Annotated in this window: 15 protein-coding genes and 6 pseudogenes; 8 read left to right on the forward strand and 13 right to left on the reverse strand. The window is 57.5% G+C overall.

Annotated features, from left to right (window positions below; translation table 11 throughout):
- From E3T47_RS16190 to E3T47_RS00755, 3 pseudogenes are all read left to right on the forward strand, one after another.
- Positions 1 to 128: pseudogene (locus tag E3T47_RS16190) on the forward strand (IS30 family transposase); the annotation flags it as partial.
- Positions 129 to 189: 61 nt separating this feature from the next.
- Positions 190 to 389 (forward strand): annotated as a pseudogene (locus E3T47_RS00750) (integrase core domain-containing protein); the annotation flags it as partial.
- 45 nt (positions 390 to 434) lie between these two features.
- Positions 435 to 1,353 (forward strand): annotated as a pseudogene (locus E3T47_RS00755) (IS110 family RNA-guided transposase); the annotation flags it as partial.
- A 52-nt stretch (positions 1,354 to 1,405) separates the two neighbouring features.
- Here E3T47_RS00755 and E3T47_RS00760 read toward each other — a convergent pair.
- Genes E3T47_RS00760 through E3T47_RS00775 form a run of 4 tightly spaced genes read right to left on the reverse strand, consistent with a single transcriptional unit; the run spans position 1,406 to position 5,192 of the window.
- Positions 1,406 to 2,617 carry a glycosyltransferase family 4 protein gene (locus E3T47_RS00760; RefSeq protein WP_134553760.1) on the reverse strand — a complete coding sequence of 404 codons (1,212 nt, stop codon included), beginning with the start codon at positions 2,615 to 2,617 and terminating at the stop codon, positions 1,406 to 1,408.
- Complete coding sequence (locus tag E3T47_RS00765; protein ID WP_198416563.1) at positions 2,614 to 3,072, reverse strand: acyltransferase; 459 nt, start codon at positions 3,070 to 3,072, stop codon at positions 2,614 to 2,616. The genes E3T47_RS00760 and E3T47_RS00765 overlap by 4 nt, the downstream gene beginning before the upstream one ends.
- On the reverse strand, positions 3,072 to 4,019 hold the full coding sequence (locus E3T47_RS00770) for an NAD-dependent epimerase/dehydratase family protein (protein WP_134553761.1): 948 nt from the start codon (positions 4,017 to 4,019) through the stop codon (positions 3,072 to 3,074). Before E3T47_RS00770 ends, E3T47_RS00765 begins: the two co-directional genes overlap by 1 nt.
- Before the next feature lie 45 nt (positions 4,020 to 4,064).
- Positions 4,065 to 5,192: a DegT/DnrJ/EryC1/StrS family aminotransferase gene (locus tag E3T47_RS00775; RefSeq protein WP_241981828.1), complete on the reverse strand. Its 1,128-nt coding sequence runs from the start codon at positions 5,190 to 5,192 to the stop codon at positions 4,065 to 4,067.
- A 118-nt stretch (positions 5,193 to 5,310) separates the two neighbouring features.
- On the opposite strand from E3T47_RS00775, the gene lhgO reads away from it, so the two are divergent.
- Complete coding sequence (gene lhgO, locus E3T47_RS00780) at positions 5,311 to 6,501, forward strand: L-2-hydroxyglutarate oxidase (RefSeq protein WP_134553762.1); 1,191 nt, start codon at positions 5,311 to 5,313, stop codon at positions 6,499 to 6,501.
- A 13-nt stretch (positions 6,502 to 6,514) separates the two neighbouring features.
- Here the strand turns inward: lhgO and E3T47_RS00785 are convergent, their stop codons facing one another.
- The 4 genes and pseudogenes from E3T47_RS00785 to E3T47_RS00805 form a co-directional block, all read right to left on the reverse strand.
- Positions 6,515 to 8,551, reverse strand: a complete 2,037-nt coding sequence (locus E3T47_RS00785; protein ID WP_134553763.1) for a DUF7657 domain-containing protein — start codon at positions 8,549 to 8,551, stop codon at positions 6,515 to 6,517.
- A gap of 191 nt (positions 8,552 to 8,742) precedes the next feature.
- Positions 8,743 to 11,331, reverse strand: coding sequence for a hypothetical protein (locus tag E3T47_RS00790; RefSeq protein WP_134553764.1), 2,589 nt, complete (start codon positions 11,329 to 11,331; stop codon positions 8,743 to 8,745).
- Between the two features lie 133 nt (positions 11,332 to 11,464).
- Positions 11,465 to 12,084 (reverse strand): annotated as a pseudogene (locus tag E3T47_RS00795) (transposase); the annotation flags it as partial.
- A 470-nt stretch (positions 12,085 to 12,554) separates the two neighbouring features.
- Positions 12,555 to 15,041: a glycosyltransferase gene (locus E3T47_RS00805; RefSeq protein ID WP_134553766.1), complete on the reverse strand. Its 2,487-nt coding sequence runs from the start codon at positions 15,039 to 15,041 to the stop codon at positions 12,555 to 12,557.
- A gap of 175 nt (positions 15,042 to 15,216) precedes the next feature.
- Here E3T47_RS00805 and E3T47_RS16705 point away from each other — a divergent pair, with 175 nt between their 5' ends.
- From E3T47_RS16705 to E3T47_RS00825, 4 genes are all read left to right on the forward strand, one after another.
- The gene (locus E3T47_RS16705) at positions 15,217 to 15,894 is read left to right on the forward strand and encodes a DUF2142 domain-containing protein (protein ID WP_422386459.1); all 678 of its coding nucleotides are present in this window, start codon (positions 15,217 to 15,219) and stop codon (positions 15,892 to 15,894) included.
- 52 nt (positions 15,895 to 15,946) lie between these two features.
- Positions 15,947 to 16,555 carry a dTDP-4-dehydrorhamnose 3,5-epimerase family protein gene (locus E3T47_RS00815; protein WP_134553768.1) on the forward strand — a complete coding sequence of 203 codons (609 nt, stop codon included), beginning with the start codon at positions 15,947 to 15,949 and terminating at the stop codon, positions 16,553 to 16,555.
- A gap of 5 nt (positions 16,556 to 16,560) precedes the next feature.
- Complete coding sequence (rfbA, locus tag E3T47_RS00820) at positions 16,561 to 17,436, forward strand: glucose-1-phosphate thymidylyltransferase RfbA (protein WP_134553769.1); 876 nt, start codon at positions 16,561 to 16,563, stop codon at positions 17,434 to 17,436.
- A gap of 249 nt (positions 17,437 to 17,685) precedes the next feature.
- Positions 17,686 to 18,813 (forward strand): glycosyltransferase, encoded by a 1,128-nt coding sequence (locus E3T47_RS00825; RefSeq protein ID WP_134553770.1) that lies wholly within the window; start codon positions 17,686 to 17,688, stop codon positions 18,811 to 18,813.
- A gap of 519 nt (positions 18,814 to 19,332) precedes the next feature.
- Here the strand turns inward: E3T47_RS00825 and E3T47_RS00830 are convergent.
- From E3T47_RS00830 to E3T47_RS00850, 5 genes and pseudogenes are all read right to left on the reverse strand, one after another.
- Positions 19,333 to 20,476 (reverse strand): annotated as a pseudogene (locus tag E3T47_RS00830) (IS3 family transposase).
- A 308-nt stretch (positions 20,477 to 20,784) separates the two neighbouring features.
- A pseudogene (locus E3T47_RS00835) lies at positions 20,785 to 20,922 on the reverse strand (helix-turn-helix domain-containing protein); the annotation flags it as partial.
- Between the two features lie 170 nt (positions 20,923 to 21,092).
- The gene (locus E3T47_RS00840; protein WP_134553771.1) at positions 21,093 to 21,989 is read right to left on the reverse strand and encodes a glycosyltransferase family 2 protein; all 897 of its coding nucleotides are present in this window, start codon (positions 21,987 to 21,989) and stop codon (positions 21,093 to 21,095) included.
- Positions 21,990 to 22,043: 54 nt separating this feature from the next.
- Positions 22,044 to 23,276 carry an ABC transporter ATP-binding protein gene (locus E3T47_RS00845; RefSeq protein ID WP_134553879.1) on the reverse strand — a complete coding sequence of 411 codons (1,233 nt, stop codon included), beginning with the start codon at positions 23,274 to 23,276 and terminating at the stop codon, positions 22,044 to 22,046.
- Between the two features lie 53 nt (positions 23,277 to 23,329).
- Positions 23,330 to 24,238, reverse strand: coding sequence for an ABC transporter permease (locus tag E3T47_RS00850; RefSeq protein ID WP_241981830.1), 909 nt, complete (start codon positions 24,236 to 24,238; stop codon positions 23,330 to 23,332).
- Between the last annotated feature and the right edge of the window lie 102 nt (positions 24,239 to 24,340).

Raw genomic sequence — 24,340 nt, forward strand, 5'->3', positions numbered from 1 at the left:
TCGATCTCGAAGGAGTGGCCAAAACCCTGAACGAACGCCCTCGCAAAACACTCGGATTCAAGACACCAGCTGAAGCGATGAACGAGCTATTATTGAGCGTAATCACCGGTGTTGCGACGGCCGGTTGAATCTGCCCAATACGCGTCGGAACAGATCACTCTCTTCGCCGCCAAGAACGGCATCACTCGGTCGATGGGATACACAGGAATTTGCTGGGTAGCGCGATGGCCGGGAGCTTTTTCGCGACGTTGAAAACCGAGTTCTACTACCGCCGGGTTTGGCCGACACGGGCCCGCGCGATCCAAGGCGTCGCGGACTGGATCGAGGACCGGTACAACCGTCGGCGCCGACACTCCTCGATCGGGCACGTCACGCCCGTGGACTTCGAAGTGCAATACCCGTCACGGGCCGCAGAGATCCAACTCGCCGCTTAACCCGTGTCCACTCTCCGGGGTGGAGGTGGCCTTGACCCCGGTGAGGCGAAGACCGATTCCCACGACGCCACGATCATCGCCCAGGCCGCCCGGACGCTGCCGCATGCGTTTCGGTCAATTCAGCTGGCCGATGAAGCGGTCGCGGAACTGTCGATGCTATGCGGTTTTGACGATGACATCCTCGGTCAGATGACCGCGACAAGCAACCGAATTCGCGGGCTGCTCCCGCAGATTCACCCAGCATTGGAGCAGGTCGTGGGCCCGCATCTGGACCACCCAGCGATGCTAGATCTGCTCCAGCGCTACCCGTCGCCGGCGGCGGTGAAAGCGGCCCGCCGCACGCGGATGGCCATCCGGCTGCTGAAGCTGGCCCCACGCATGGGCCACCGCCTGGGCGATCAAACCGTCGTAGTCGTTGGTACCCATGCCGCCGCGACGGTCCTGCCGCGCTTGGCCGAACAGCTCGCGGCCCTACGCCGGCAACGGTCCGACATCATCGTCGAGGTCGAGAAGCTGGTGGAGGCCCACCCTCTTTCGCCCGTCCTGACGAGCATGCCCGGAGTCGGCGTCAGGACCGCAGCCCGGCTCCTCACCGAGGTCACCGGCAAGCACTTCGAAACCGCCGGCCACCTCGCCTCCTACGCCGGCCTCGCACCCGTGACCCGACGCTCCGGCAGCTCAATCCGCCGCGAACATCCCTCCCGCCGAGGAAACAAGATCCTCAAACGCGCCCTGTTCTTGCCCGCCTTCGCAGCACTCCGAGACCCCCGCCTCCCGCACCTACTACGACCGAAAAATCCCCCAAGGCAAACGCCACAACCAAGCCCCCATCGCACTCGCCCGACGCCGCCGTGATGTTCTCTTCGCCATGCTCCGAGACGACACCCTCTACGAAACTAAACACCAACTCGCCGCTTGACAAAAAAATAGGCTTCCCCAGGGCCTGTGTCATTTGTAGTGTCATCTGGGGCCTATCGTTCAACAGCTACCAGATCCGTCAACACCGACAGGTGCTTGCGTGCAACTATGTCAATCGTGAAATGATCATCAATAAGCTTTTGGGCATGCTCGGCAACCTGGGTGCGCGCAGCGGCTGGATCGGCGAGCACCGCCATGATTGTAGTAGCCAGCGTGGTCGGGTCCGCACGTTCGTCCTTAGAACTGAAGAACGGGGCGATAAACAGGTGACGCCGATCCTCAAGCTCAAATTCAACGAAATTGTCTGAACGAATCGCGGCCACCACGGGAATTCCAACGGCAAGCGCTTCCAAACTCGCCGTCCCGAACCCTTGACCTTCCAGCTCGTGCACCTCGAGATCGGCAGCAGCCAAGTAATCAGGTACTTCGCTCTGCGGAAGAGCCCCTACAGCAAGAATCGCGTGCTCGACACCCAGCTCTTTCGCGCGATGCAGGAATTCATCGTGGTAGACCTTGCCGATAACCACCACGGCGACATCCGGATATGATTCCAGCACTCGCGGAAGGGCCTCAACGAGAGCCATTCGGCTACGTTGCGGTATCACGTGCCCCAGGGACAAAAGAATGTGGCGGGAACCGAGACCCAGTTTTTTCCTGGCAAGGTCTGCGTTGCCGCCTCGCAAGATGGTTGGATCAATACCTACCGGTATATAGGTCTTCCCTGAAATCGAGCGTCGGTACCGGGAGTGAATGTACTGGTCCATGAGAACATCCATGACCACAAGCATTGGTCGGTGGAGCTTCATCAAGGGATTGACCAGTATGGCGTCGGCGGTGCGATAGATGAGATTATTTACAGGACTCGGGCTGTATAGCCGCGTGTGGATGCTGAGAAGGGTTGGCACGGCATGCTTGCGTGCCCACGCGCCAGACAGCCAGGTTAGGTCAAAAAACTGGCCGTGCTGGTGAATCACATCTGGTTCGAAGCGATCGAGAATGTCGTAGACGGTTCGTTTCGCCTTATATGACACCGTGAATGCGATATCGAAATTGGCAGCAAAACGTGTCTTGGGTAGGGACCAGGCAGGTATTCGCACGATGCTCAGACCGTCCCGAAACTCTTCCGCGGCTGCATCTTTATAACTAGCGGTCAGCACAAGAACGTCGTGCCCTGCCGCGGCATATTTTTTTGCAAGATGGTCGGCCAGATGGGAGGACCCTCCCGGTCTAGGCGGGAAGAAGTTGTTGACGACTACGATTCTCAACTCTCGTCTCCAATTCCGAGGAGGACACGAGGGTAGGCTCGATGAGACAAGTCGACGCGCCCGATCACCCGCGCTGGGGCGCCTGCAACGACCGTGCGAGCAGCAACATTCCTCGTCACAACAGAACCAGCTCCGATAATCGCCTCATCACCGATCACTACACCCATATTGACGACAGCGTTCGCTCCGATGAATACCCGGTTTCCGATCTTGACTGACGACCGGTCCACCATCGGCTGCTCACGACCCGAGACGCAGCGCATTGCGCTACTGTGCGTGTAAATGTGCACCCCCGATGCGATATCGCAGCCCTCACCGATCGTCAGGCCGCCAGAACCGTCAATAACGGTGAAAGCGCCAATCCACGTTCCTGCCCCGATAGTCGGTTTTCCGATGATCCACGCTTGCTCATGATAAGGGTTGGCGGGAATGGAACCCGGTATCTGCCCGGTCACTATTTCTGGGTTTCGAATCGAATCAGGTCGGTCATGCCTTCATTGACTGGAATCGTGTACTCAAAGCCGATGACATCCTTCGCGCGCTGAACATCAGCTGCTCGGCGGCTGACGAGCACATTACGAGGGTTGAAGATCGGTTCAACGTCAACTCCGATCGCGTCGATCAGAATTCGAGCGAGGGCGGCAACGCTGGTGTCGATTCCTGTGCCGACGTTGATGGGAAGGTTGCCCCGTTCGGAGTCGACGGCTAATACAACAGCTCGTGCAATGTCGTGCACGTGAATGAAGTCCATGGACTGATCACCCTTACCGTCAATGACTGGCGCGTCGCCGTTGCGTAGGCGGTTGACGAAGTGGTTGATGACCGACGTGTAGTACGCGGTCGTCTTCTGGCCGGGACCATACACGTTGAAGAAGCGCAGTGCGATCCAGGAGAGGCCAGCTTTACGCTGATAGTACGCCAAGAGATCTTCTCCGGTGCGCTTTCCAATACAGTACGGAGTGAGTGGGCTCAGCGCGTCATCCTCGTGCATCGGCAACTTTTCCGGGTCACCATAGACCGAGGCGCTCGAGGCATACACGATGCGTTTGATGCCCTGATCCGCGGCTGCTGCAATAACATTGTGCGTACCGACGATGTTCCCGTCGAGTGAGCTGAATGGGTCAGCCACGCTCTTATTGATTGAGTCAGCAGCGAGGTGCACGACACGGCTACAACCACGCATCGCCGCAGCCACGGCGACACCGGACCGCACATCTTGGTCAACGACTTCGACGTTGCCGCGGGCAACAAGCGCGTTCGCCGCGTCACGGTTACCACGTACCATGTTGTCAAATATGCGTACTTTATAGCCCTTTTCCAGGAGCTGTTCAACGACATGGAGGCCTATAAAGCCTGCCCCACCTGTGATGAATACGGTCTCGTTTTTGTCAACTGCAGTCACTTGTCTTGTTCCTTCTAATATCTTGTTGGTAGATCTTGGTCGGGCTTAGGACGCCATGGCCGCGCGCAAGGTCCCCGCGACCCTGTCGACCTCGTCTTCGGTCAAGTTGGCATGCATAGGTATTGCAAGATGGCGCATAAAGAGGTCTGCGCTTACGGGCAGGTGGCCAGAGAAGCCGTACACCGGTTGGACGTGTGAGGCGTACGTTCCAAAGTTGCACTGAATTCCATGCGCCTTTAAGTACGCGGCTACTTTTCCACGGTCGACCGTAGCGTCGAGCGTGACTACGTAGGACTGCCAAGGGTGCACACGGTCGGCTAGAGCAACCGGTGCTTGCACGCCGTCGATGTCGGCAAGAAGCGTGCCGTATTGGTCGGCGACTCGCTGGCGGGATTGCACCAAAGTGTTCAGACGTTCAAGTTGCGCCAGCATGATACCCGCAGCGACATCAGACATTCGATAGTTGAAACCCAACTCGTCGAAGTTTGGGATTGGAAGATCCGCGCTCCCCTCCCTCGACAGGGCCGGGGCGATTCCGTAAGTGTGCAGCTTCCGCGCATGATTGGCGAGGTCCGCCCGGTTCGTGGTTAGGGCACCGCCTTCCCCAGCGGTGATTCCCTTACGCCCGTGAAAGCTAAACGTTGCGATGTCGGCCAGGCTCCCGGCGGGGCGGCCTTTGTAGCTGGCACCCGCCGAGCAGGCGGCGTCCTCCATTAGCCAAAGTCCGTGCTTGTCAGCGATTGCCTGCAATTCATCGTAGTCGGCCGGTTGACCGAACACATCAACGGCGAGGATCCCGACCGTGCGGGGGGTGATGGCCGCCTCCACCGCTGCCGGATCCACGCTCCAAATATCGGAACGAATGTCTGCGAAGATCGGTGTCGCCCCGGTCCAGGCTACTGAGTGTCCTGTAGCGGGAAAAGTGTAGTCACCGACGATTACTTCGTCCCCGCGCCCAGCACCAAGTACGGTAAGCCCAAGGTGAAGAGCTGCGCCACAGTTATTTGTTGCGAGTGCGTCATCGGTTCCTGTGATCTCAGCAAATCGCTTCTCAAATTTGGCGCAGGTCGGACCTGCCCCGGAAAGCCATCCCGATGCGAACACCTCGGCGATCGCTTTGAGCTCTTCATCCCCGACTGTCGGTTGGCCGAGCGAAACGATATCTGACAACAAATCCTCAATCTCTTCTACCTGTGCGCGAACAGCACATAGCTCAGTCTATGCACCAAGCGGATGGTCCAGCGCGCCGACTGTAGGCTAGAGGCTTCATCCCTGGATCGAATGGAAACCGATGAGTGCCCCTCGAATAATAATTATTGGTGGAGGCATTATCGGGCTTGCTGTCGCCGAACTCTTGTCTCGGCGACGTGCGGACGTGACTGTGATCGAAAAGGAAGAGCGTTGGGCCGCACACCAAACCGGTCACAATTCAGGTGTCATTCATGCTGGACCGTATTACAAGCCAGGCTCACTAAAAGCCACAATGTGCACGGCGGGGAACAAATCGATGCTCGCCTTTGCGCGAGAGCACGAGATCGCATTTGAAGCCTGTGGCAAGTTGATCGTGGCCGTTAACGAGAAGGAATCTCCGCGGCTGCAAGCGCTGTACGATCGGGCATTGGCCAACGGCGCACCGGCGCGCCTCATCTCTGCGGCTGAAGCACGCGAGTTTGAACCAAATGTCGCCGCTATCGCCGCTCTTCGCATCGAGTCGACAGGCATCATCGACTATGGCGCGGTCACTCGCAAACTTGCGGAGCTCGCGAATCGAAATGGCGCTGAGCTGATCTTGGGCAGCGAGGTCGTTGGTATCCGAGTTTCTGATCGCAATGTCACCGTGGATTGTGACAATGGATCACACTCAGGGGACGTACTGATCAATTGCGCCGGTCTCCAGAGCGACCGGATCGCGACAATGGCTGGCCTTCGACCATTGGCTCGGATCGTACCCTTCCGCGGCGAATATTATGAGTTGGCAGCCAGCAAGCGCAACCTCGTACGCGGCCTCATCTACCCCGTACCAGATCCCAAACTTCCATTCCTCGGCGTGCACCTTACTCGGATGATTGACGGGTCAGTTCATGCGGGTCCAAACGCCGTTCTCGCATTAGCGCGCGAAGGATATAGCTGGAACGAATTCAACGCTCGGGATACTGTTAGTACACTCGCCTACCCGGGATTTCTCAAACTAGCTAGTCGCAACGTGCTTACGGGCGGGAAAGAAATCGCACGCTCCTTATCGAAGACGTTGTTTGCTAGCAGCCTTGCTCGGCTCGTGCCGAATATTTCAGCTCAGGACATTGTGCGCGCTGGAGCCGGGGTACGCGCTCAGGCGATTCTGCCGGACGGGACACTCGCCGACGATTTCATAATTCAGAAGGCTGCGCGCCAGGTTCACGTGCTCAATGCCCCCTCGCCGGCCGCGACAAGCGCGCTAGAAATAGCTCGCCACATTGTTGCCATGGCCAACCTGGGACTCTGACTCTCGCCGCCATTTAGGGACGCACGACCTCATAGATCCGGAAATTCGTAGGACCTTGTTTCAGCGACCGCTCCAGAACTAGGCAATCTTGCGTGAGGTGCTCGTCGGTAAGAACGAATGAAACGTACTTCTGTGCGAAGGCGGCACATGAGTCGAAGGTAAGTCGGACCTGATCCGCCGCGGGGTTCGATGCACTTGGTGCGCCCACGCCCGCCACCCAACTCACATTCGCCAATCGATTCCAGTATTGCTCGTAGGTGCCAGTTGGGTCGATCTGCTTCCACATCTCCGGTGTTGGAGCGCTTTGAAATCCGTTGTAGGACCGCAGCCCGGACTGAACGAGTGTGACAGTGGGAAGAAATGACGCGCCAACTCCAACCCACGTCCCACCGTCGCCACCGTCGACGGCCTTCACCTCAGACATCAATTTCGTGTCATTGAGGTCGTAAACCCCGACGTACACCGGGTTCACTCCTCCTGAGCCCACAAGGGAGATGATGAGGAAGGCTACCGCGCCCGCGAACACTCGTCCTCTAGAGAACCACAAGACCGCCGCCAGAAAAAGCCCGATGAGAAGCACCCATTGCCAGTGAGCTAGAAGGAGAGGGGATTGACGGCGATACAGGAAAATGATGAGAGTTGCCGCTGCGAGCCCTGCCAAAGCGACTCCAGCCCATGTCACGAACCAGGGTAGGAACGCTCGCCCTTCTTTGGCGAGCGTGTCTAGTCTGTTGGCCATCACAACGATCGACACGACCGACAGCAAACCGAACGCAAGCCCAATGCGACCGATGGTGGTGCGATCCAGCAGTAGCAGGTGTGCCAACGAGTCCCACCCAGGAATCAGAAGGTACGCTGCAAGGAGGCCGCCCAGGGCAAGCAAGGCGATAAGTAACCAGTCAATGCGCCGATGATTCGTCCAAGCGCGAGCCAGTAGCCAGCCGAAGCCCAGGACGAGGAACAGACCAGGCAAGAAGAAGGTGGACGCCTCCGAGGTATTCGAGGAAAACGGCGCTCCACTAGTGTCGCCAAGGCCGGCAGTGAACGGGGCCCCAAAAAGTGCGAGTAAGGATTGTGGGGTACTCTGCCCAACCGTTTGGAGCCTCTCACCAGGGTAAACGGTGCCCAGAAACCGCTCAACCGTATCGAGGCGGGTTAATATCCAAATACCAAGTACACACACTGCCATAATTCCGCCGATCAACAACGGAGACACTGCTTTCAATCTTTCCCATATTCCCGACCGCAGGTCGAGGGAAGTTAATACGAATCCAACCCCAAAGGCTAGCGCCATGAGAACCGCTGCGATGATGAATGGGACGTAGATTCCCATTCCAAGGGTGACCGTGACGTATCCGACCAATGCTGGCCACACTATTCGGTTGACCGGCCGCGGACTTCGAACCAACCAGATTACCGCAGACATGACCAAGAACGACCAAGCTGCTGGCCAAAAGGTAATCGAGAGATACCACCATTGGAAGAACGGCGCAAAGAAAAAGCCGACAGACAGCGCCGCTGCAGTGAGTGGTCGCCGGGGGAGCATACTCACGACAAACACGTAACAAGCGGCCATGAGGGCAAACCCGGGAAACCACCACTTCCAAGCCATGGCCTGATCGAGTGGCAAAAGAAAGAAGCCCCACAAGTGCGGTCTGAACGCGACCGACCAGTCCAAAGACGGGAGGTCGTGCTGAACCGTTGCGTCCATCCCGCCTGGAAAGCTTTGGTTCGTGACGGGCAGTCCCTGCTCCACTTGCGATATTGTCCAGGCGCTTTGGACCAACCACTCATCACTGCGGATGCTTTGCGGCTCACCCGAAAGAAGGGCGGGGTCCTCGTCCAGGCTGAAGTAGGAATTCATGTATCCGGTCGACGACCCATTGATACCAGTCGCAACGAGCGCGATCATAATGAGGACAAGCAGTGCAGGGAAGACAAGTAGGACACGGCGATTCGGCAGGTCTCCTGCGGTAGGCGCGGTGACATCACGGAACCATACGCGGACCCGCGCAAATGGCTGCGCCAAGTGTCGACCGGATTCTTGCATGTGATTACCTCATTCGATGGTTCGCTGGCAACGGTGGTTAGCACACTGTTTGCTGCGACGACACCGTAGTCACTTTAAATGACCTTTAGAAGCTTAGGTCATTAGCGCGATCCAGCCAGTCCATCCAGCGCTTCGACCGAAACGCTGAAAGGCTCCGAGATCCAGACGACCGCGCGCGCCGCTCGTCCCAGTTAGTTCAATCGGGCGCCACCATCCGGCGACCACGTAATTCTTCCACCTTGGAATGTTTGGGCACATCCGCCGAGGGGCTGCCCACACACGGCTGCGCTAGTCGGCCATCCAATTCCGCCGGCTGAGCCACCTTGAGCGAAGTAGAAGTCTCGGATACTGCCCGTCACAGCTTGCGTTCCCGCAGATGACGAATAGATAGACCCGCGAGTGTACGCCTGACCAAATCCACCACCGTTCTGTGAAATTGACATGAGCGTGCTCGTTCTAATGCCGAGCTCCCCGTTCTGACCTCCCAAGTCCGCGTAGAGCTCCTCGATGGCTGGTAGCGCCACTCTTGTGCCAGACTTCTTCGAAGTAACAATCGAGCCACGTTGGAACGCCTGAATACAATCACCGTCGGAACCTCCGCAGGTTGGAGCCCCGGTCGGCCATCCAAGCGAGCCGGCTGATCCGCCGAGTTCGAAGTAGAGCTGCCGGATTGCGCCCGAGACCGCGAAACCGCCCGTCAACGTAGTCGAATAGATGGAACCACCGACGAACGATTGCCCGAGGCCCCCGCCATTCTGAGGAATGGTCATTGGCCCACTTGTAGTCCGTCCGAGATTCCCAAGGTGGCTGCCTTGGGCGGCGTAGACGGAGTCGATTTCGGGCACGCTCGTCCATGAGACGCCGTCGGGTGTTGCGTACAGCCAACCCTTTTCAAACTTCTGGCCACACCCTCCGCCCACACGTGAGCAATCGGCGGCGGCAAGGGGCCAGCCCAAAGGGCCTGCCGCCCCGGATCGAGCAAAATAGGCAGTGCGCAAATTGTCTGAAACGGCAAAAGCTCCGGCGGACGGCTTCGAATAGATTGATCCATTCTCAAAGGCTTGAGCTAGACCTCCGCCATTCTCTGCCACCACGAGTATCCCACTCGTAACTCTGCCCAGTTCACCGCTCTCTCCTCCCGCGTTCGCATAGGCGGCCGCAATTTCCGAGGACGTCAAACGGCCGCCCGGCCCGCTAGACCAGCTGACCGCACCATTCTGGAACGTTTGCGAACATGACGTCACGTTCGCACAAATCGAGGCGGCCGTCGGCCAGCCCAAAGGACCAGCTGAACCGTTGGCCGAGAAGTAGAAGTCCCGAATGCCGCTTTTTACCTCCCATGTCCCCGTTACCGGTGATGAATAGATTGAACCGCCGGCAAATTGCTGCGCCGTGCCACCACCATTCCCACTGACAGTCATTATCGCGCTTACCGGCCATGACAGAGCACCAGAAGGACCGTTCAAAGCGATGTAACGGGTTTGAATGGCACCCGATGTCGCAAAAGCGATACCTGTACCTCGGTTATAGATTGAACCGTTTTGAAAGCCCTGACTGGTCCCGCCGCCGCCTGCACTGATCGACAGGGACTCGGCCACTGGCCAACCCAACGGTCCGGCGGAGCCATTCTGATTCCAGTAAGCGGTGCGAATCGAACCGTTCACGCTCCACGTCCCCGCTGTTGGGGACGAATATACGGAGCCATTCTGAAAGGACTGGCCCGTGCCGCCACCATTCTGCGAAATCACAGACGAACCACTATTTGGCCAGGCCAGCGGGCCGGCTGCTCCACCTGTACTGAAGTAGTAGGGAAGCATGTTCCCGCTGACGATCCGTGCTCCTGTGCGTGGGCTCCAGTAGATGGATCCGTTCTGAAACGCCTGTCCAAGTCCTCCACCGTAGTGGGACATCGGGATCATGTTACTCGTTGCACTGCCCAGAGCTCCGCCAGTACCGCCGGTAGCAGCGTAAGCGGCACGGATCGAATTGCCACCGATCTCTGACTGCGTCGATCCAAACCAGTCGCTGAAGTAAACCCAGAAATTACGGTTGCCGTAGGACGAGCAACCGTCGCCCAGCCCTCCAACGTTGGCCAGCGCCGCTCCGTTTGGCTGGTAGGGCGTGTAGTAGTAAAGGGCTGCTGTGGCCTTGTTGCGGATCAACACGGAAGAGCCCCCGCAGGCGGCATTGGGATTCCAGCGCACGTTGTTGTACTGGCCAACTTTGATGTACGTAAAGCTGCCGTTGTTGTATCGATTGAGTTGGCGTGCCGCGGCATACATCTGATTGAAGAAGCCGTAGTACTGAGCGTCACACACGGACGTGTCGGGGCACCCCATGCCCATTGCTTTCCGAAGGATAGCGTCCGAGGGAGACGAACGCGTAACAAGGCCTTGCTCCTTCTGCAGCGTCACGAGCAGCACCTTGGCACTTATCCCACACGCTTGTTGTACTTTGAAGATGATGGCAGCGGCGGATTCACCGCCCACGCCTTGGTAGAAGCCACAATATGTTTCAGCTGCAACATTGGGAGTGTCCACGCGAAGCACGTTGAGGCAAAGTAAGTTAAGGCAGTTACCTATCTTGGTCTCCAAGAAAGATTGAATCTCAGTCTGGGACATCGCCACGGGGTTGTAGAAAACCTCGTCGGACACGATATTTCCTGGATCGAATTGCGAACCAACAACCGCCTGCGCCTCCTGCGGCGTAACGACGAACATCGGCCCGAGCATCGCGGCCAGGGCAAATCCGACCGCCGTAATTCGCACACTCAAACGCATAACATCTCCTCAATCGTGCCGAGTATGCACCGGCTCCTCAGTTACCCTATGTCAGAAGTGCGCGCAACTGAGAATGATTGTGTCCCCCATGCTGTTCTCCTGCCTTCCAGGCATTAGTAGCTCCTCGCAATGAAGGGCGTAATTGGGGTCGGAATCCCGCAGCTTCGAGGAATGATCGGGCTATGTAGTGCGTCAGATATCTGAAGCCCAAGGCTGTGCCGCGGAGATGTGCTAAGTGTCCGTTGATGGCTTCGGTCGGGCCGTTCGAAGATTCCGGTCTGTCAAAGAACGCGAGGATGTCGGTGACGCGCTGTTTGAAGGTCCGGCCGAGACGGTGGAGCTCGGTCAGGAGCTGGGGGACATCGTGACTGATCGAGTCGATCACCGCTTGCATCACGGCCTTTCCAGACGTCTTGTTCGGGTTACGGTAGGCGGCGACACTGCGCTGGTTGATCCCGCAGGTCGCCTGAACCTCGAGGTGCGCGTCGTCGTCGAACAGGGCAGCCGGCTTTGCTGCTTGTCGGTGCGGAGATCACAACCGGTGTGCAGGGTCCGCCGGGCGGTATGTAGCGGATCTCCCACGTGCCTTCGATGGCCAAAAATGTGCTGTTGAACTCGTTGCCGGCAGCGGTCCAGAGCGTCGCCGGCGGGGCGCACGACGTGGAAGGGATCCATCACCGGAACCGCCTCCGGGAGTTCCGCGGTCGCGGCGGTTTTATAGCTGGTGAAGCCGCCTATCACGACGACGTCGATGCGGCCCAACGGTTCATGGGCGAGGCGACGAATGACCGCATCTCGTGGCACGCCCTGACAGCCAAAGTGGTGGCACCAATCGTCACGCGCGACAACGCCGCCCACAAGCACCGCACGACCGCGGTCGAGGTGCTGCCCGACGGCTCGAAGGCCAAGCTTGTCCAGACGACAAAAGATGGTCAGATCCGGGTTAGCAAAAGTAGTCTCGGACATGTCGAGATCTTCCCGATGGGCGGTGTTGGAACTTCCATCATGGGAAGACCTCGACTCCTTTCAGCCCAACGACGTGACCGTTACGCGCACCTCAACTACACCCTCAATTGCGAAGAGCCCCTTTTCTGGTGGCCTGCTCGGTGGGGACTATCCTCAGACACCCACCGCCCACCGATATCGGGCGCTGAGTGATTCGATCAAATGTTTGCCACAAATGCGATCTCACTCATCGGTTGAGGCGGCCAAGGTCGCATAGATCACCCACGTCTGAGTCGGCTCTGGACCTTCTGAAACACGACCCTCGGGCCAGATTCACGAAGATAGTGAACGAATAGACCTGCATCATGTCTGATGCCAAACTTCTTCACGCGGGAATGTGGTCGTATCACTGCTAGGAGCGCGTCGGCTGGAACTTTGCCGCGAGCGACAAGGTCAAGAGCGTGACGTGGCTCGCTAAGGAACTGCGTCAAGGGGGCGAGCACCCGATGCCAGAAATAGTCCTCCCGCACCGCGTGAATATTCGCCTTCGCCTCGGCAACAAACTGCTCATCGAAAAGCGCTTTTTCCAAGGCCGCAGTGAGCTCCTCAACGTTTCCGGCAGGCACAACGATTCCGAGTTTTCGATTCTTCACGAGTTCCGCAAAATGATCGCCCTCAGTGACAACCATGGGCAGCCCAGCCCAGAGATAATCCAGGATTCTCGTTCGAAAAGAGAATGTTGTTTCCACATGGGAAAAATGAGTGCTCACACCGACATCAGCCTCGGTGAGATAGTTTTGTCGATCCGAGTAATCGACCCACGATGAGTTAAAGAAAACTGACCGGTCGAGGACACCGAGTTCCAATGCAAGCGCGCGCGATTCCGCTACGATTCTCATCTCGGGTACGCCCGGATGTGGATGCTTCGTCCCTTGAAAGAATAGACGAACATTCTCGTGGTTTTCAGAGAGTGCGGCCACTGCGCGAATCAGGGTTTTCGGATCGAACCAGTTGTAGAGTCCACCACTCCAAAGGAGGAGTTTGTCTTCTTTTGCAATGCCTTTTAGCGTGCCTTTGAGTACGGGCCGGGAATGCTCGGGAGGAGTGCTCGAAAGGCCAAATGGAACTACCGCGATGAGGTTTTCGAGATCAGGATCATTTTCATAGTTGGCGGGATTGATACGTCCTAGTGCCGCGAGCTGCCCGAGATAAAAGTGGCGTTGACGCTCGGAAGCGCATAGAAAGAAGTCACCACGACTGAGCTGGGCGTTGAGGACTTCAGTGGCATCGAGCACCTGCCTATTCCACTGCTCAGCAGGCAACTCTCGACCTTGTTCCAGCTGCTCTAAGTGCATTGGATCGTACACATCCGCGACGATGATCTTCGTTGAAGATCGTAGCGACTCGAATAACGCCATTGCGAGACCTTGAAAGACGATAACGTCTGTCCATGCTTCAAGCTTGGCCATGGCTTTCTGGTCACCCAAACGCACGTGCACGATGTTGAACGGAGCATCAATCGGCTCGAGCCCTGCCAGGGACACCAAGGTGACGTCATGCGTATGGGCCAAGGTCTCGGCGATGTGCCACGCGCGGATAGCGGGACCCGCCATCTTCGCACCAATGGGATCCCCAGTGACAATCAAAACTCGAACTACAGCTGGCGGCTGCAAAACGGAAAATGACTCGACGATCTTCTCGTAGCCTTCCCGGTAGGTGCCGCCCTCGTACGACGGCGCGTCAGTGTTGCCAAAGAGTCGTTGAAGCGATCCGTCAAACACGACTCGAGTGGATTGAATCTCTGCGCGTGACTGCGCCAGGGACGGCAGATTCTCGACGAATTGATCGATGGCAAAAATTCCCGCGAGCGTCTCTTTGGCCACCGATTGGTCCATCTCGGAGTCTCCACCAGGCTTACGAATGTCCAGAGACGTCGAGTCCAAGTTGCCACGTGCCACTGCCCGCCGCACGGCCAGCGACAGCGCACCCGGCAGAGCCGCCTGAAGGCCCTCATCCGAAAGATTTTTGTATAGGGCGAAGATTGCATTTCGCTCGAGGAGATACGTTTCTTTGAACGTCCCAAATTGTGTCATCGAAGCGTGGTGTTTATGAAAGGCGAGAGACTCGGGAACATAGACGTAGCGCCATCCCAGCAAGTTCAATCGCCACCCCAAGTCGACGTCTTCGAAGAACATGAAGAATCGCTCGTCGAAGCCTCCCAGCGCGTCGTACACGGAGCGACGGACAAACATCGCTGATCCTGTACCGAATAGCACGTCTCGAGGGCTGTCTTGCCCGAGCGGCAGGGCTTGGCCCGTCTCGGGCTTGTACCCCATGCCGAACCAAGTTAGAGCGGAACCAATGTAGTCAACCAGAACTCCGTCCCAGTCCACGACCTTACTTGCAACGGCGCCGATAAGCGGCGACTCTTCGAATTTGCTAACGGCCGCCCGAACCCAGTCAGGATCAGGCTTCGCGTCGTTGTTTAGGAAGGCAATGTACTCGCCACTGCTATGGGAAACGCCGAGGTTACACCCACCCGCAAAACCAGTATTCTTTGTCGATTCAACAACTTTTGCGTGTGGCGCTGCCGTGCGAATCTCTGCAGCGCTGCTGTCACCGGAACCGTTTTCGACCACGACGATCTCGAGCCTGTCGATAGGCCAGTTCAGTCGTTTCAGGTGTTCTAACGCCTCAATCGTGTCACTGGCGCCCCGAAAATTGACGAGCACTACAGATACAGTACCCGGTCGCAGCTTTGGCATGCGGACCTTTCAGAGAGGGAACAGGAGGTCACACTCTACCAATCGGCAACCGGTAACAAGTGCCTGCTCCGCATACGGGACATTCACGATCTCAGGCACTCTCGCCGATTCCCGACATCCTTGGGGCTTGAAGCAGCAGCACTCACCGCTCATGCAGCACAAAGCCGGCACATCAATGACTTTCACCGTCCCACTTCCGGAATCGCAGCCTCAAACCGGTCGATGGCGATCTTTCTGGCCATCCCTCGGCGCTGACCGTTCTGGCAACGCTCTGGGCGTTGGCCTCTTTACTCATGTCCTTCCAGACGAACCGGTTCACGCGATTAGGGCCGTCGCCGCAGCAAATGGAGATTTGACAGGGAGCAAATCAGCATCTCAGCCGTCCCAGATGGAAGTGACGGTGCCCGCTTACGTTGCAAATTCCTATGAGCAGGACTGTTCGCCTTCGACCCCACCATCACGGCGGATTGCCAACCACCCCTTGATGGCTACAGTGACGTACTTGTACAAGCGAATACATCGCTGGTGTGAATTCCCCCTGTTCTATGCCATCGTTAACGTATCCGCGCTGGTGACATCAGGCGACCTCGTACTGCATGCGATGCGAATCATGAATAGGCTCCCGTGCCCGGCGCCCTTAGCCACAATGATTGTGTCCCTCCGTCAGCTCGGCTTACATCGCTGGACAATGTTTGCCGTAGCCACAGCGGTGCCGCCTGTGTCACTTTTCGTCATGGGTTCCATCAACCCCAACGCGCTTAAACTGACTTCAGCCGGCGCACTATTCGCCACGCTAGCGCTTACTCTAAGTTCGGCATCGCCCGGAGGCCGCTCATTTAACCGGCCGATGTGAACAAGTTGGGGAGCCCAAAAGCCACGCGTATCACGCTTGCTAGACTTTGGGAGTGCAGATTCGCGAACTCTCCATCCCAGATTCATTCGAAATCACTCCGAAGCAGTTTGGTGACGACCGGGGAGTGTTCCTCGAGTGGTACCGGTTTGACAAGCTCGAGGAGAAGGTCGGGCACAGGCTCGACTTAGCTCAGGCCAACACTTCCGTGTCCAAACGTGGTTCAGTGCGCGGCATTCACTTTGCGGATATCCCGCCCAGCCAAGCGAAGTACGTCACCGCCGTTCACGGCGCCATACTCGACTACATCATCGATATTCGAGTTGGTTCTCCCACGTACGGCCAGTGGGACAGCGTCCTACTCGACGACAGCGATCGCCGTGCCGTCTACATCGCCGAAGGACTCGGGCACTGCTTCGTCGCATTGACCGACAACGCAACTGTCAGCTACCTCGTGAACAGCACCTTTAGCCCAGGTCGCGAACACGGCATCAGTCCTCTCGACGAAGAAATCGCGCTCGTGTTTCCACCTGAGGCCGGCGAACTTCTGCTGTCTCCGAAAGACACAGCTGCGCCCACCCTCGCGGCCGCAGCGGCATCCAATTTGCTTCCTACCTGGGACGCCGCCCGCGCGCACTATGCCACTTTGAACGACAGGAACTAACGCTTATGCGCGGAATTATTCTCGCCGGGGGCTCGGGCACGCGCCTGTGGCCAATCACCAAGGGCATCTCAAAGCAGCTCATGCCCATATATGACAAGCCGATGATTTACTATCCGTTGTCGACTCTGATGATGGCGGACATCAAAGAAATTCTGATCATCACGACTCCCGAATACAACGCTCAATTCCGCGCTCTGCTCGGAGATGGCTCCGAACTTGGTATTCGAATCGAGTACGCAGTTCAGGCCTCGCCGGATGGTCTCGCCCAAGCGTTCATCATCGGTGAAGAATTCATCGGTGATCACAGCGTTGCGCTGGTTCTGGGGGACAACATCTTTCACGGCGCCGGCCTCGGTTCGTCTTTGCGTGGCAACGCTGAGATCGAGGGTGCTCGAATCTTTGCTTACCATGTCAGCAATCCGACGTCATACGGTGTGGTCGAGTTCGACAAGTCTGGAACGGCAATTTCCATTGAGGAGAAGCCGGCAAAGCCAAAGAGCAACTACGCCGTTCCCGGCCTCTATTTCTACGATAATTCCGTCGTTGAGATCGCGAAGACCATCGAGCCTAGTGCCCGCGGCGAGCTGGAAATAAGCACGGTGAATGAGCGGTATCTGGAACACGGCACCCTTCACGTCCAGGTACTTGATCGCGGAACAGCCTGGCTAGATACCGGCACATTCGAGTCGATGATGCAGGCATCAGAGTACGTTCGCGTCATAGAAGACCGTCAGGGCTTTAAGGTCGGCTGCATCGAAGAGATCGCCTGGCGCGCCGGGTGGATAACGGATGCCCAACTTGCTGTGCTCGCTGCGCCCCTTCTCAAAAGCGGATACGGTCGGTATTTGGCGGATCTCGCCGCCCTCCGCCCTGCGCTCTAACCCAGAACTGGTCGAGGAAACCGTGAACCGGGAATCGGAACGAATTGTTGAACTAGAACGCCGTCTATTCATAGCGCGGGATCAACTTGTCGCCGAGGTACGATTCTCCACAGAACTTTGTGCGAAGTTCTCAGAAGACCTAACCCGGATGACCGTCGAACTGTCTAGGCTGCAGCGACAACGGGGCGTTTACTGGCGAGTTAAATCCCGGCTCGGGAACGCCTTTCGACGATTGAGCATAGGTCCGCGATGACACGGAAACTCGTTCCCAATCGACTTGATGGGAGGGAAGATGCGGCGAAACCTTGGCGAACCCTAGCCCTGGCAGTCTTCCCTTACTATCCGGATAACGACTGGCAGGAAATCATGTACGGGGACCTTCGTCGGGACGGTATTGAGATAAAGATATTGGAGTCGATCAGGGTCGAACCGTGGATGCGGGAAATCCTCCGCGACGGCGGCTCGGTCGTCCTCCATCTGAACTGGACGGCACCCATCAGTCAGAGAGCCGATAATGTCGTGGCTTCCATGACAGGAGTTCTCAGAGTTCTGGACGAGCTCACTCAATTTCGCGAACTTGGCGGACGCATCGTTTGGACTGTCCACAATGTTCTCCCGCACGAAATGCAGTATTTGTCGTCTGAACTCGTCCTCTGTCAAGGCCTTGCGACATTGGCCGACACGATCATGATCATGAATCCGGACACTCCTCGACTAGTCAGCGACTGGTATACGCTGCCTCCAGCCAAGACCACACAGATTGACCATCCGAGCTATCTAGGAAGGTTCCCGAACACGGTGAGCGCGGTTGAGGCTAGGCGGGCGCATGGGCTCAACTCTGACGACATCGTCCTGTTATTTGTGGGATCAATCCGACCGTACAAGGGGCTGGCAGACCTGATTCCGGAATTCGATAAAGCGCATGCCAAATGTAACCGGTTGAAGCTGCTTGTCGCGGGCCCGCTGGGACCCGGCTATTCTAACGAGCAGATTGACGAGCTGTTCGCTCCTCGAGCGGGGTTGACTGCAGAAATTGGTTATATTGAACCTGACCGGATGCAGTATTGGTGTAACGCCGCGGATGTCATGGTCTTGCCATATCGAGAATCCCTCAATGTTAGTGTCGTGTCACTTGCGGCGTCTTTTGGCCTGCCCGTTTCGATTCGACGCGCTCCTTCAAGCGCGTATCTGCATGTCCACGACTGGGTGTCTTATATGGATTCCAACCAATTGGAGACTGATCTGCTCGCAGCCGGACTACGATTTCACGGAGATATTGCTGCGCGTCATGCTGCTAATGCCGCGGCCCTTGCGACGTCGCCTGTCCGGGTAGCCCGGGAGTTCGCTTCCACCGTGCGCGAGCTGGCCAGTCTCTAAGAGCGTTCAAGAGTGGATTCCGCCCTCGAACCGGGAAACTTGGGCGACATTTGAAGCGCGAGAGACAATGAGGTCCACTCTGCCGCCATATCCGAAACGGCTCGATACTCGCGGGGAGTCAGGCCAGCTTCGGTCAAAGTCCTGGAAAAGTCCCCGGCACTGCCTTCCCCGTGGGCCGGTGGCCGGTGGCGCCGACGTGCCCAAGAGCACGCATCGAAGCTGACCGGTCGCTTCTGCCCTGCTGCTTGCGCAGCGAGCGCACAGCGCCCACCGGAGCGATTCACCGGGTAGGTTCCCTTACTCGCTATCTAGGACATCCCAGGAACATAGGAAAAAACCATCGTCCGTAGGCGACAGACAACCCCTGCTCGATTATGAGCGAGGAAGCGATAGCGCCCAACGATCTCTCAACTGCGGCTCTGGAGGTCCACGACCCTTGACACTCGGGCGCGGAGCCCGTTGATCTTTTACAGCATTAGGGACTGCCCCGCGTTCAGTTGACTCACGGGGTTAGTGGTTTCAGGCGGCCTTGAGGGCTATGTGTATAGTCTCAAACTCGATCGAGGTGAGCTCGCCGAGGCGGCGTTGCCGGCGCTTGCGGTGGTAGGTCCGCTCGATCCAGACGACGATCGCGAGGCGCAGTTCCTCCCGGGTCGCCCAACGTTGCCGGTCGGGGACGATCTTCTGCAGCAGCGCGAAGAACGACTCCATCGCGGCGTTGTCGCCGCAGGCGCCGACGCACCCCATCGACCCGGTGATGCCGTTGTTCTTCAGCACCCGCAGGAAGGCGTTAGAGCGAAATTGCGACCCGCGATCGGAATGCAGGATCGTGCCGTCGATGGTGCGTTGGCCAATCGGTTTCCGGCCCGCGGCGACGGCCAGGGACGCTTTCATCCGCGAATCAATCGAGAAGCCGACGATCTTGTTCGAGCAGGCGTCCTTGATCGCGCAGAGGTAGAGCTTGCCCTCATCGGTGCGGTGTTCGGTGATGTCGGTGAGCCAGAGCTGGTTCGGGCGTGTAGCGATGAACTTCCGCTTGACGAGGTCGTCGTGGATGGGAGGGCCGGCCTTGCGTGTCAGGCCGCGTTTCTTCGCGAAAACCCTCCAGGGTCACTGCTCGAAGCCAGCCGCCAGACCCGGTTCTCACCCGCTGTGAGGCCCGCCTGGTGGAGCTCGTCGGCGATGAACCGGTAGCCGAACGCGGGGTCGTCCTGGTGCGCGTCCCCGGCGGCGTTAGTGAGGTGGGCGTCGTCCCAGTCGCGCGGGAAAATGGGGTTGCGCTTCCACTTGTAGAACGCTTGTTTGGAGAAGCGCAACACCCGGCAGGTCAGCGTGACGGGGACACCGTCGACGGCCATTTCGAGGATCAGCGGGTAGATCATTTTGGGTTGACGTCCCGGGACAGGTAGGTGACTGCCCGGCGCATAACCTCGGCTTCTTGCTCGAGCAGCCGGATGCGTTTCTTCGCATCGCGGAGCTCCGCTGACTACTTCCCGGTCACGCCCGGCTTCACGCCCTCTTCGACGTCGGCTTTTCTCAGCCAGTTCGCAAGGCAGGACTCCGAGATGCCGAAGTCCTTCGCGATCTGGTTTAGCGGGGCTTCGTGCTTCCTGGCCACGGCGACAACATCGCGGCGGAAATCGGGTGGGTAGGGCTTGGGCATGATGACATCCTTCCAGCGAAGACGAATCTCCACAGGTCAGGAGTCAACCAAACCGGGGGCAGTCCCCTTCGCTTAGCTACTGATTACTGAATAGACCAGCCGGCGTTGCAACGACCCCTAGAAACCGCCGCAGAAATTGCCCGATATTCAGGTGGCGTTAACAGATACCGACGCGAGTGCGCAGCTGCAGGAGTTAGCGAGGTGCGTTTGCCCGGGATGAGTTGGGCCGCGGATGAGGATCTCGGCCCAGTTTCGGTTCAGTAGCCTCCACCCGCACCGCACCTGGCTCCCTCGGCAGCCAGTATTCAGGTTAGGGATGGCATCGAGTGCGGCCGCGACGACCGGTCGCTGAGACCGGCTTCGACCTCATCACGGAAACGGCGCACCCACCGATACGCACACTGCCGTGAGATGCCGAGTTCCTTAACGGCGCACGCCGCCGGACGACCGCCGAGAGCTCATTCGAAGAGTAGGGCCCTTCCGCAAATATTCAACCTGACATAAATGTGTGATGTAAGGACCTCCGTTGTGAAGTGAGACGTTAAACATCTCCACTAAGCACCGGAGGTCTTCCCTTTTCAAGCCCTTCAGTCACTAACATCTTGGCCGGGTACAGCTAGTGGCTTTTGCGTTCAAATAGCCACGAACGCATATCGAGACCTGCCCCGAGTAGACGTCGCACCGGCCAGAGGAGCATTCCTGGGTACTGCTTCGAGACGAAGCGCTTGGCGCTGCGGTGGTGAGCGCTGAGCATGCTGCCAGCTTCAATCGAAGTCGAATGTGCGCCAGTATGGGTCACGACCGCTGCGGGCTCATAAACACTCCGTAAACCGATCTTGCTGATGCGGTAACCCAAGTCGACATCTTCGAAATACATAAAATAGTCTTCGTCAAACCCGTGCAGTCTCTCTAGTACGGTCCGGCGGACGACAAGAAATGCACCTGACAGCCAGCCTGCATCGCGCTGGGTTGGGCTGGCTACGGCATCGCGGCGATAGTTGCGTGTCCACGGATTTGCCGGCCACACGTGCGAGAAGAGGGCATGACCGATCCCGCCTGATAGGGATGGAATACTTCGGGCAGACGGGTAGATTTCGCCGGAGTTGGTTAGTATGCGAGGGCCAACGGCTGCAATGTTCTGATCGCTGCAAAGTGTATCGACCAGGAGATCTATCGCTCCGAGCCCCGCTATGACATCAGGGTTGCTGACGACGACCCACTCGATTTCGGGCGCGAGAATTTTCACCGCCTGATTTATCGCGTGACCATAGCCGCGGTTGGAACTCATCGGAAGGTAGTGGGCCCCGAAATCTTTCGCCAACCCTTCAATTCGACTGGTAATTTCCTCCGTGGTGGTGTTGCCTCGTGGTTTATTGTCGGCCACAACGATGCTTAGGGGAAAAACTGAGGCCTCTGATAGAGACTCGAGAAACGGCCCGAGAACATCCTCTGAGCCGTAACTCACCGTTACGACAGCAACTTTCGGCGGATTGGGTGCGCTGGACTGGGACATACAGATTGATTACCTATTTCGAGCGTTGAGCATTAGGGAATAGACGAGTACTCGTTACTTGGTCGTACCTAAATCCGAAAAGGACGGTGCTGCATAGACCGTCCCAACGGCGAGCGGGTTATATGCCACGTCGAAGGAACATGCCTGAGGGAAATCAGCAATATGCACACCAGACGGGTGCATGATCGAGACATTCACAAAGTACTTGCCCGTACCAAATCTGGTGTCCTTTAGGGTGAATTGAATAGAGCGGGGCCCCTTCACCGGACGCAGCTTCTTACCGAGCAGCCGTGTGGAGGTCCCGTAAACTGCCTGCCCCTGAGTGCTATCGATTTGAATAGCGCAATTCCAGTCTTCATCGGTGTCCGTGAGATGCTCAATTTCAGCAGTCACGACGAGGTCGTCACCCATCTGAAGCATCTCACCCGGTAGTCTGTCAGCTGCTTGGGCCTTGGCCGAGAGGATCTGAGCATCCCGCTTGACCTGCGCATGGACGGGAGCATCCTGCTCCTCCTCCGCGATTCGGCGCCCTTCCAGAATGTTTCTGAAATTCACAACAGCCTGTCGTGGTTCACCATCGAATACGACCTCACCCTTGTTGAGCAAGATCGCACGGTCGCAGAGGTCGGCGACCTGGCCGAGCGAGTGGGTGACGAGCACGATCGTGCGGCCCTCCTCCTGGAAGGAGCGGATCTTGTCCATGCACTTGCGCTGGAACGCCTCGTCGCCGACGGCGAGGACTTCGTCCACGAGCAAGAGATCCGGGTCGGTGTGCACGGCCACGGAAAAAGCGAGTCGCACGTACATGCCCGATGAGTAAAACTTCACCTGCGTGTCGATGAAGTCGCCGATACCGGAGAAAGCCAGGATTTCGGGAAAGCGAGCTTCGGTTACTTCACGGCTGAGGCCCAGAATGGACGCGTTGAGGAAGACGTTCTCGCGTCCGGTTAAGTCGGGGTGGAATCCGGCACCCAATTCCAGCAGGGCCGCGATCCGGCCGCGGCGTGCAACAGTTCCGGTGGTGGGGTCTAGGATCCCGCCGAGAACCTTGAGGAGTGTACTCTTGCCCGATCCATTGTGCCCGATCAGCCCCACTGTGCTACCGGCTTGAATAGTCACGCTCACGTCGCGCAGTGCCCAAAATTCTTCGCGGTGCCGTTTGCCTATCCGTCCGAAGGTGACAATGCGCTCTTTGAGAGAGTTGTCTTTGCGGATTACGAATCTCTTGGAGACGTCCTTCACGACAACGATGTCGGGGGCGTCGTTGGTCTCTGGGGAATCAGTCATGGCTGCCCGTCCTTCATTTTGTTCGTCCGGAAGGGAATCCTGGTGATTAGTCATTACAGTTCCTGGGCAAAATTGCCCTGCAGACGAGCGAAGACGCGGTGAAATCCAAACAGAAGAACGATGCCTACGATTAGGGCAATTCCCATACGCATCAGCAGATCGTTGGGGAAGGCTGCGGTCGGAGCACCACCGACCCAAAAAGCTTGTTGAAAACCGAGAACAGCAAGAGTGATCGGATTGTTTGTGTAGAGCGCGAGCAGAACGCCGTCGCCCATAATATTGCGGGCCATCTCCCAAGAATAAACGATCGGTGATGCCCACAGCAGAATGAGCAGAACCACGTCGACGAGGTACTGTACGTCGCGCAAGTATACATTTGTGGCAGATAGAAGCAGAGCGAACGCAGTGCCGAAGACTACGATGATTGCTAGTGCAGGAAAAAAGTACAGCAGGCCGGTGTGAAGAGATGGGTGCCCAACAGCAAAGAGCGCGACGATCAAGACGCCCATTTGGATGCTGAAGTTGAACAGCGCTGAACCGACGCTTGCGAGGGGGAAGATCTCGCGTGGCAAGTAGATCTTCTTGATCAAGCCACCGTTACCGACAATTGATGAGGTGCCACCTGAAATGATCTCGCTGAGGAGCCCGTAGACGGTGAGCCCCGTGAAGACATAGATCGCGAAGTCTGGAATGCCGCGTTCGGCCCCGAGAAATTTGCCCATAACGATGTAGTAGATAAAGAGCTGTGTGAGGGGTCGAATTAGAGTCCACACGAGCCCGAGGGCGCTGTCCTTGTATCGAGCTTTGAGATCGCGCCTGACCAGAAGCGCGAGCACCTCGCGGTGAGCGTGGATGGACTTGATCGATTCCCAAGTGCTGAGTGCTCCACCGTTGGCCGTACCAATTGCCTTGAGCGGTTGCTTCGTCAACGCCGTGAAACGGTCTTCGGCAGAGAACAACACAGCACCACTATTCTTCGAGAGTCAAGGACTCTTATAGTATAACGGCGGGCTGACTGCCCGCCTTGATCTGGTTTCGTCTGGCCGCGTCGGTGGCTTGGGACC

Origin of the sequence: Cryobacterium ruanii (assembly GCF_004404055.1) — a bacterium.
GTDB lineage: Bacteria > Actinomycetota > Actinomycetes > Actinomycetales > Microbacteriaceae > Cryobacterium > Cryobacterium ruanii.

What these genes read in the sequence shown, in the direction of transcription:
- lhgO (WP_134553762.1), top strand. Translation starts at nt 5,311, where the DNA reads ATGAGTGCCCCTCGAATAATAATTATTGGTGGAGGCATTATCGGGCTT.
- E3T47_RS00785 (WP_134553763.1), bottom strand. Translation starts at nt 8,551, where the DNA reads ATGCAAGAATCCGGTCGACACTTGGCGCAGCCATTTGCGCGGGTCCGC.
- E3T47_RS00790 (WP_134553764.1), bottom strand. Translation starts at nt 11,331, where the DNA reads ATGCGTTTGAGTGTGCGAATTACGGCGGTCGGATTTGCCCTGGCCGCG.
- E3T47_RS00805 (WP_134553766.1), bottom strand. Translation starts at nt 15,041, where the DNA reads ATGCCAAAGCTGCGACCGGGTACTGTATCTGTAGTGCTCGTCAATTTT.
- E3T47_RS16705 (WP_422386459.1), top strand. Translation starts at nt 15,217, where the DNA reads ATGACTTTCACCGTCCCACTTCCGGAATCGCAGCCTCAAACCGGTCGA.
- rfbA (WP_134553769.1), top strand. Translation starts at nt 16,561, where the DNA reads ATGCGCGGAATTATTCTCGCCGGGGGCTCGGGCACGCGCCTGTGGCCA.
- E3T47_RS00825 (WP_134553770.1), top strand. Translation starts at nt 17,686, where the DNA reads ATGACACGGAAACTCGTTCCCAATCGACTTGATGGGAGGGAAGATGCG.
- E3T47_RS00840 (WP_134553771.1), bottom strand. Translation starts at nt 21,989, where the DNA reads ATGTCCCAGTCCAGCGCACCCAATCCGCCGAAAGTTGCTGTCGTAACG.
- E3T47_RS00845 (WP_134553879.1), bottom strand. Translation starts at nt 23,276, where the DNA reads ATGACTGATTCCCCAGAGACCAACGACGCCCCCGACATCGTTGTCGTG.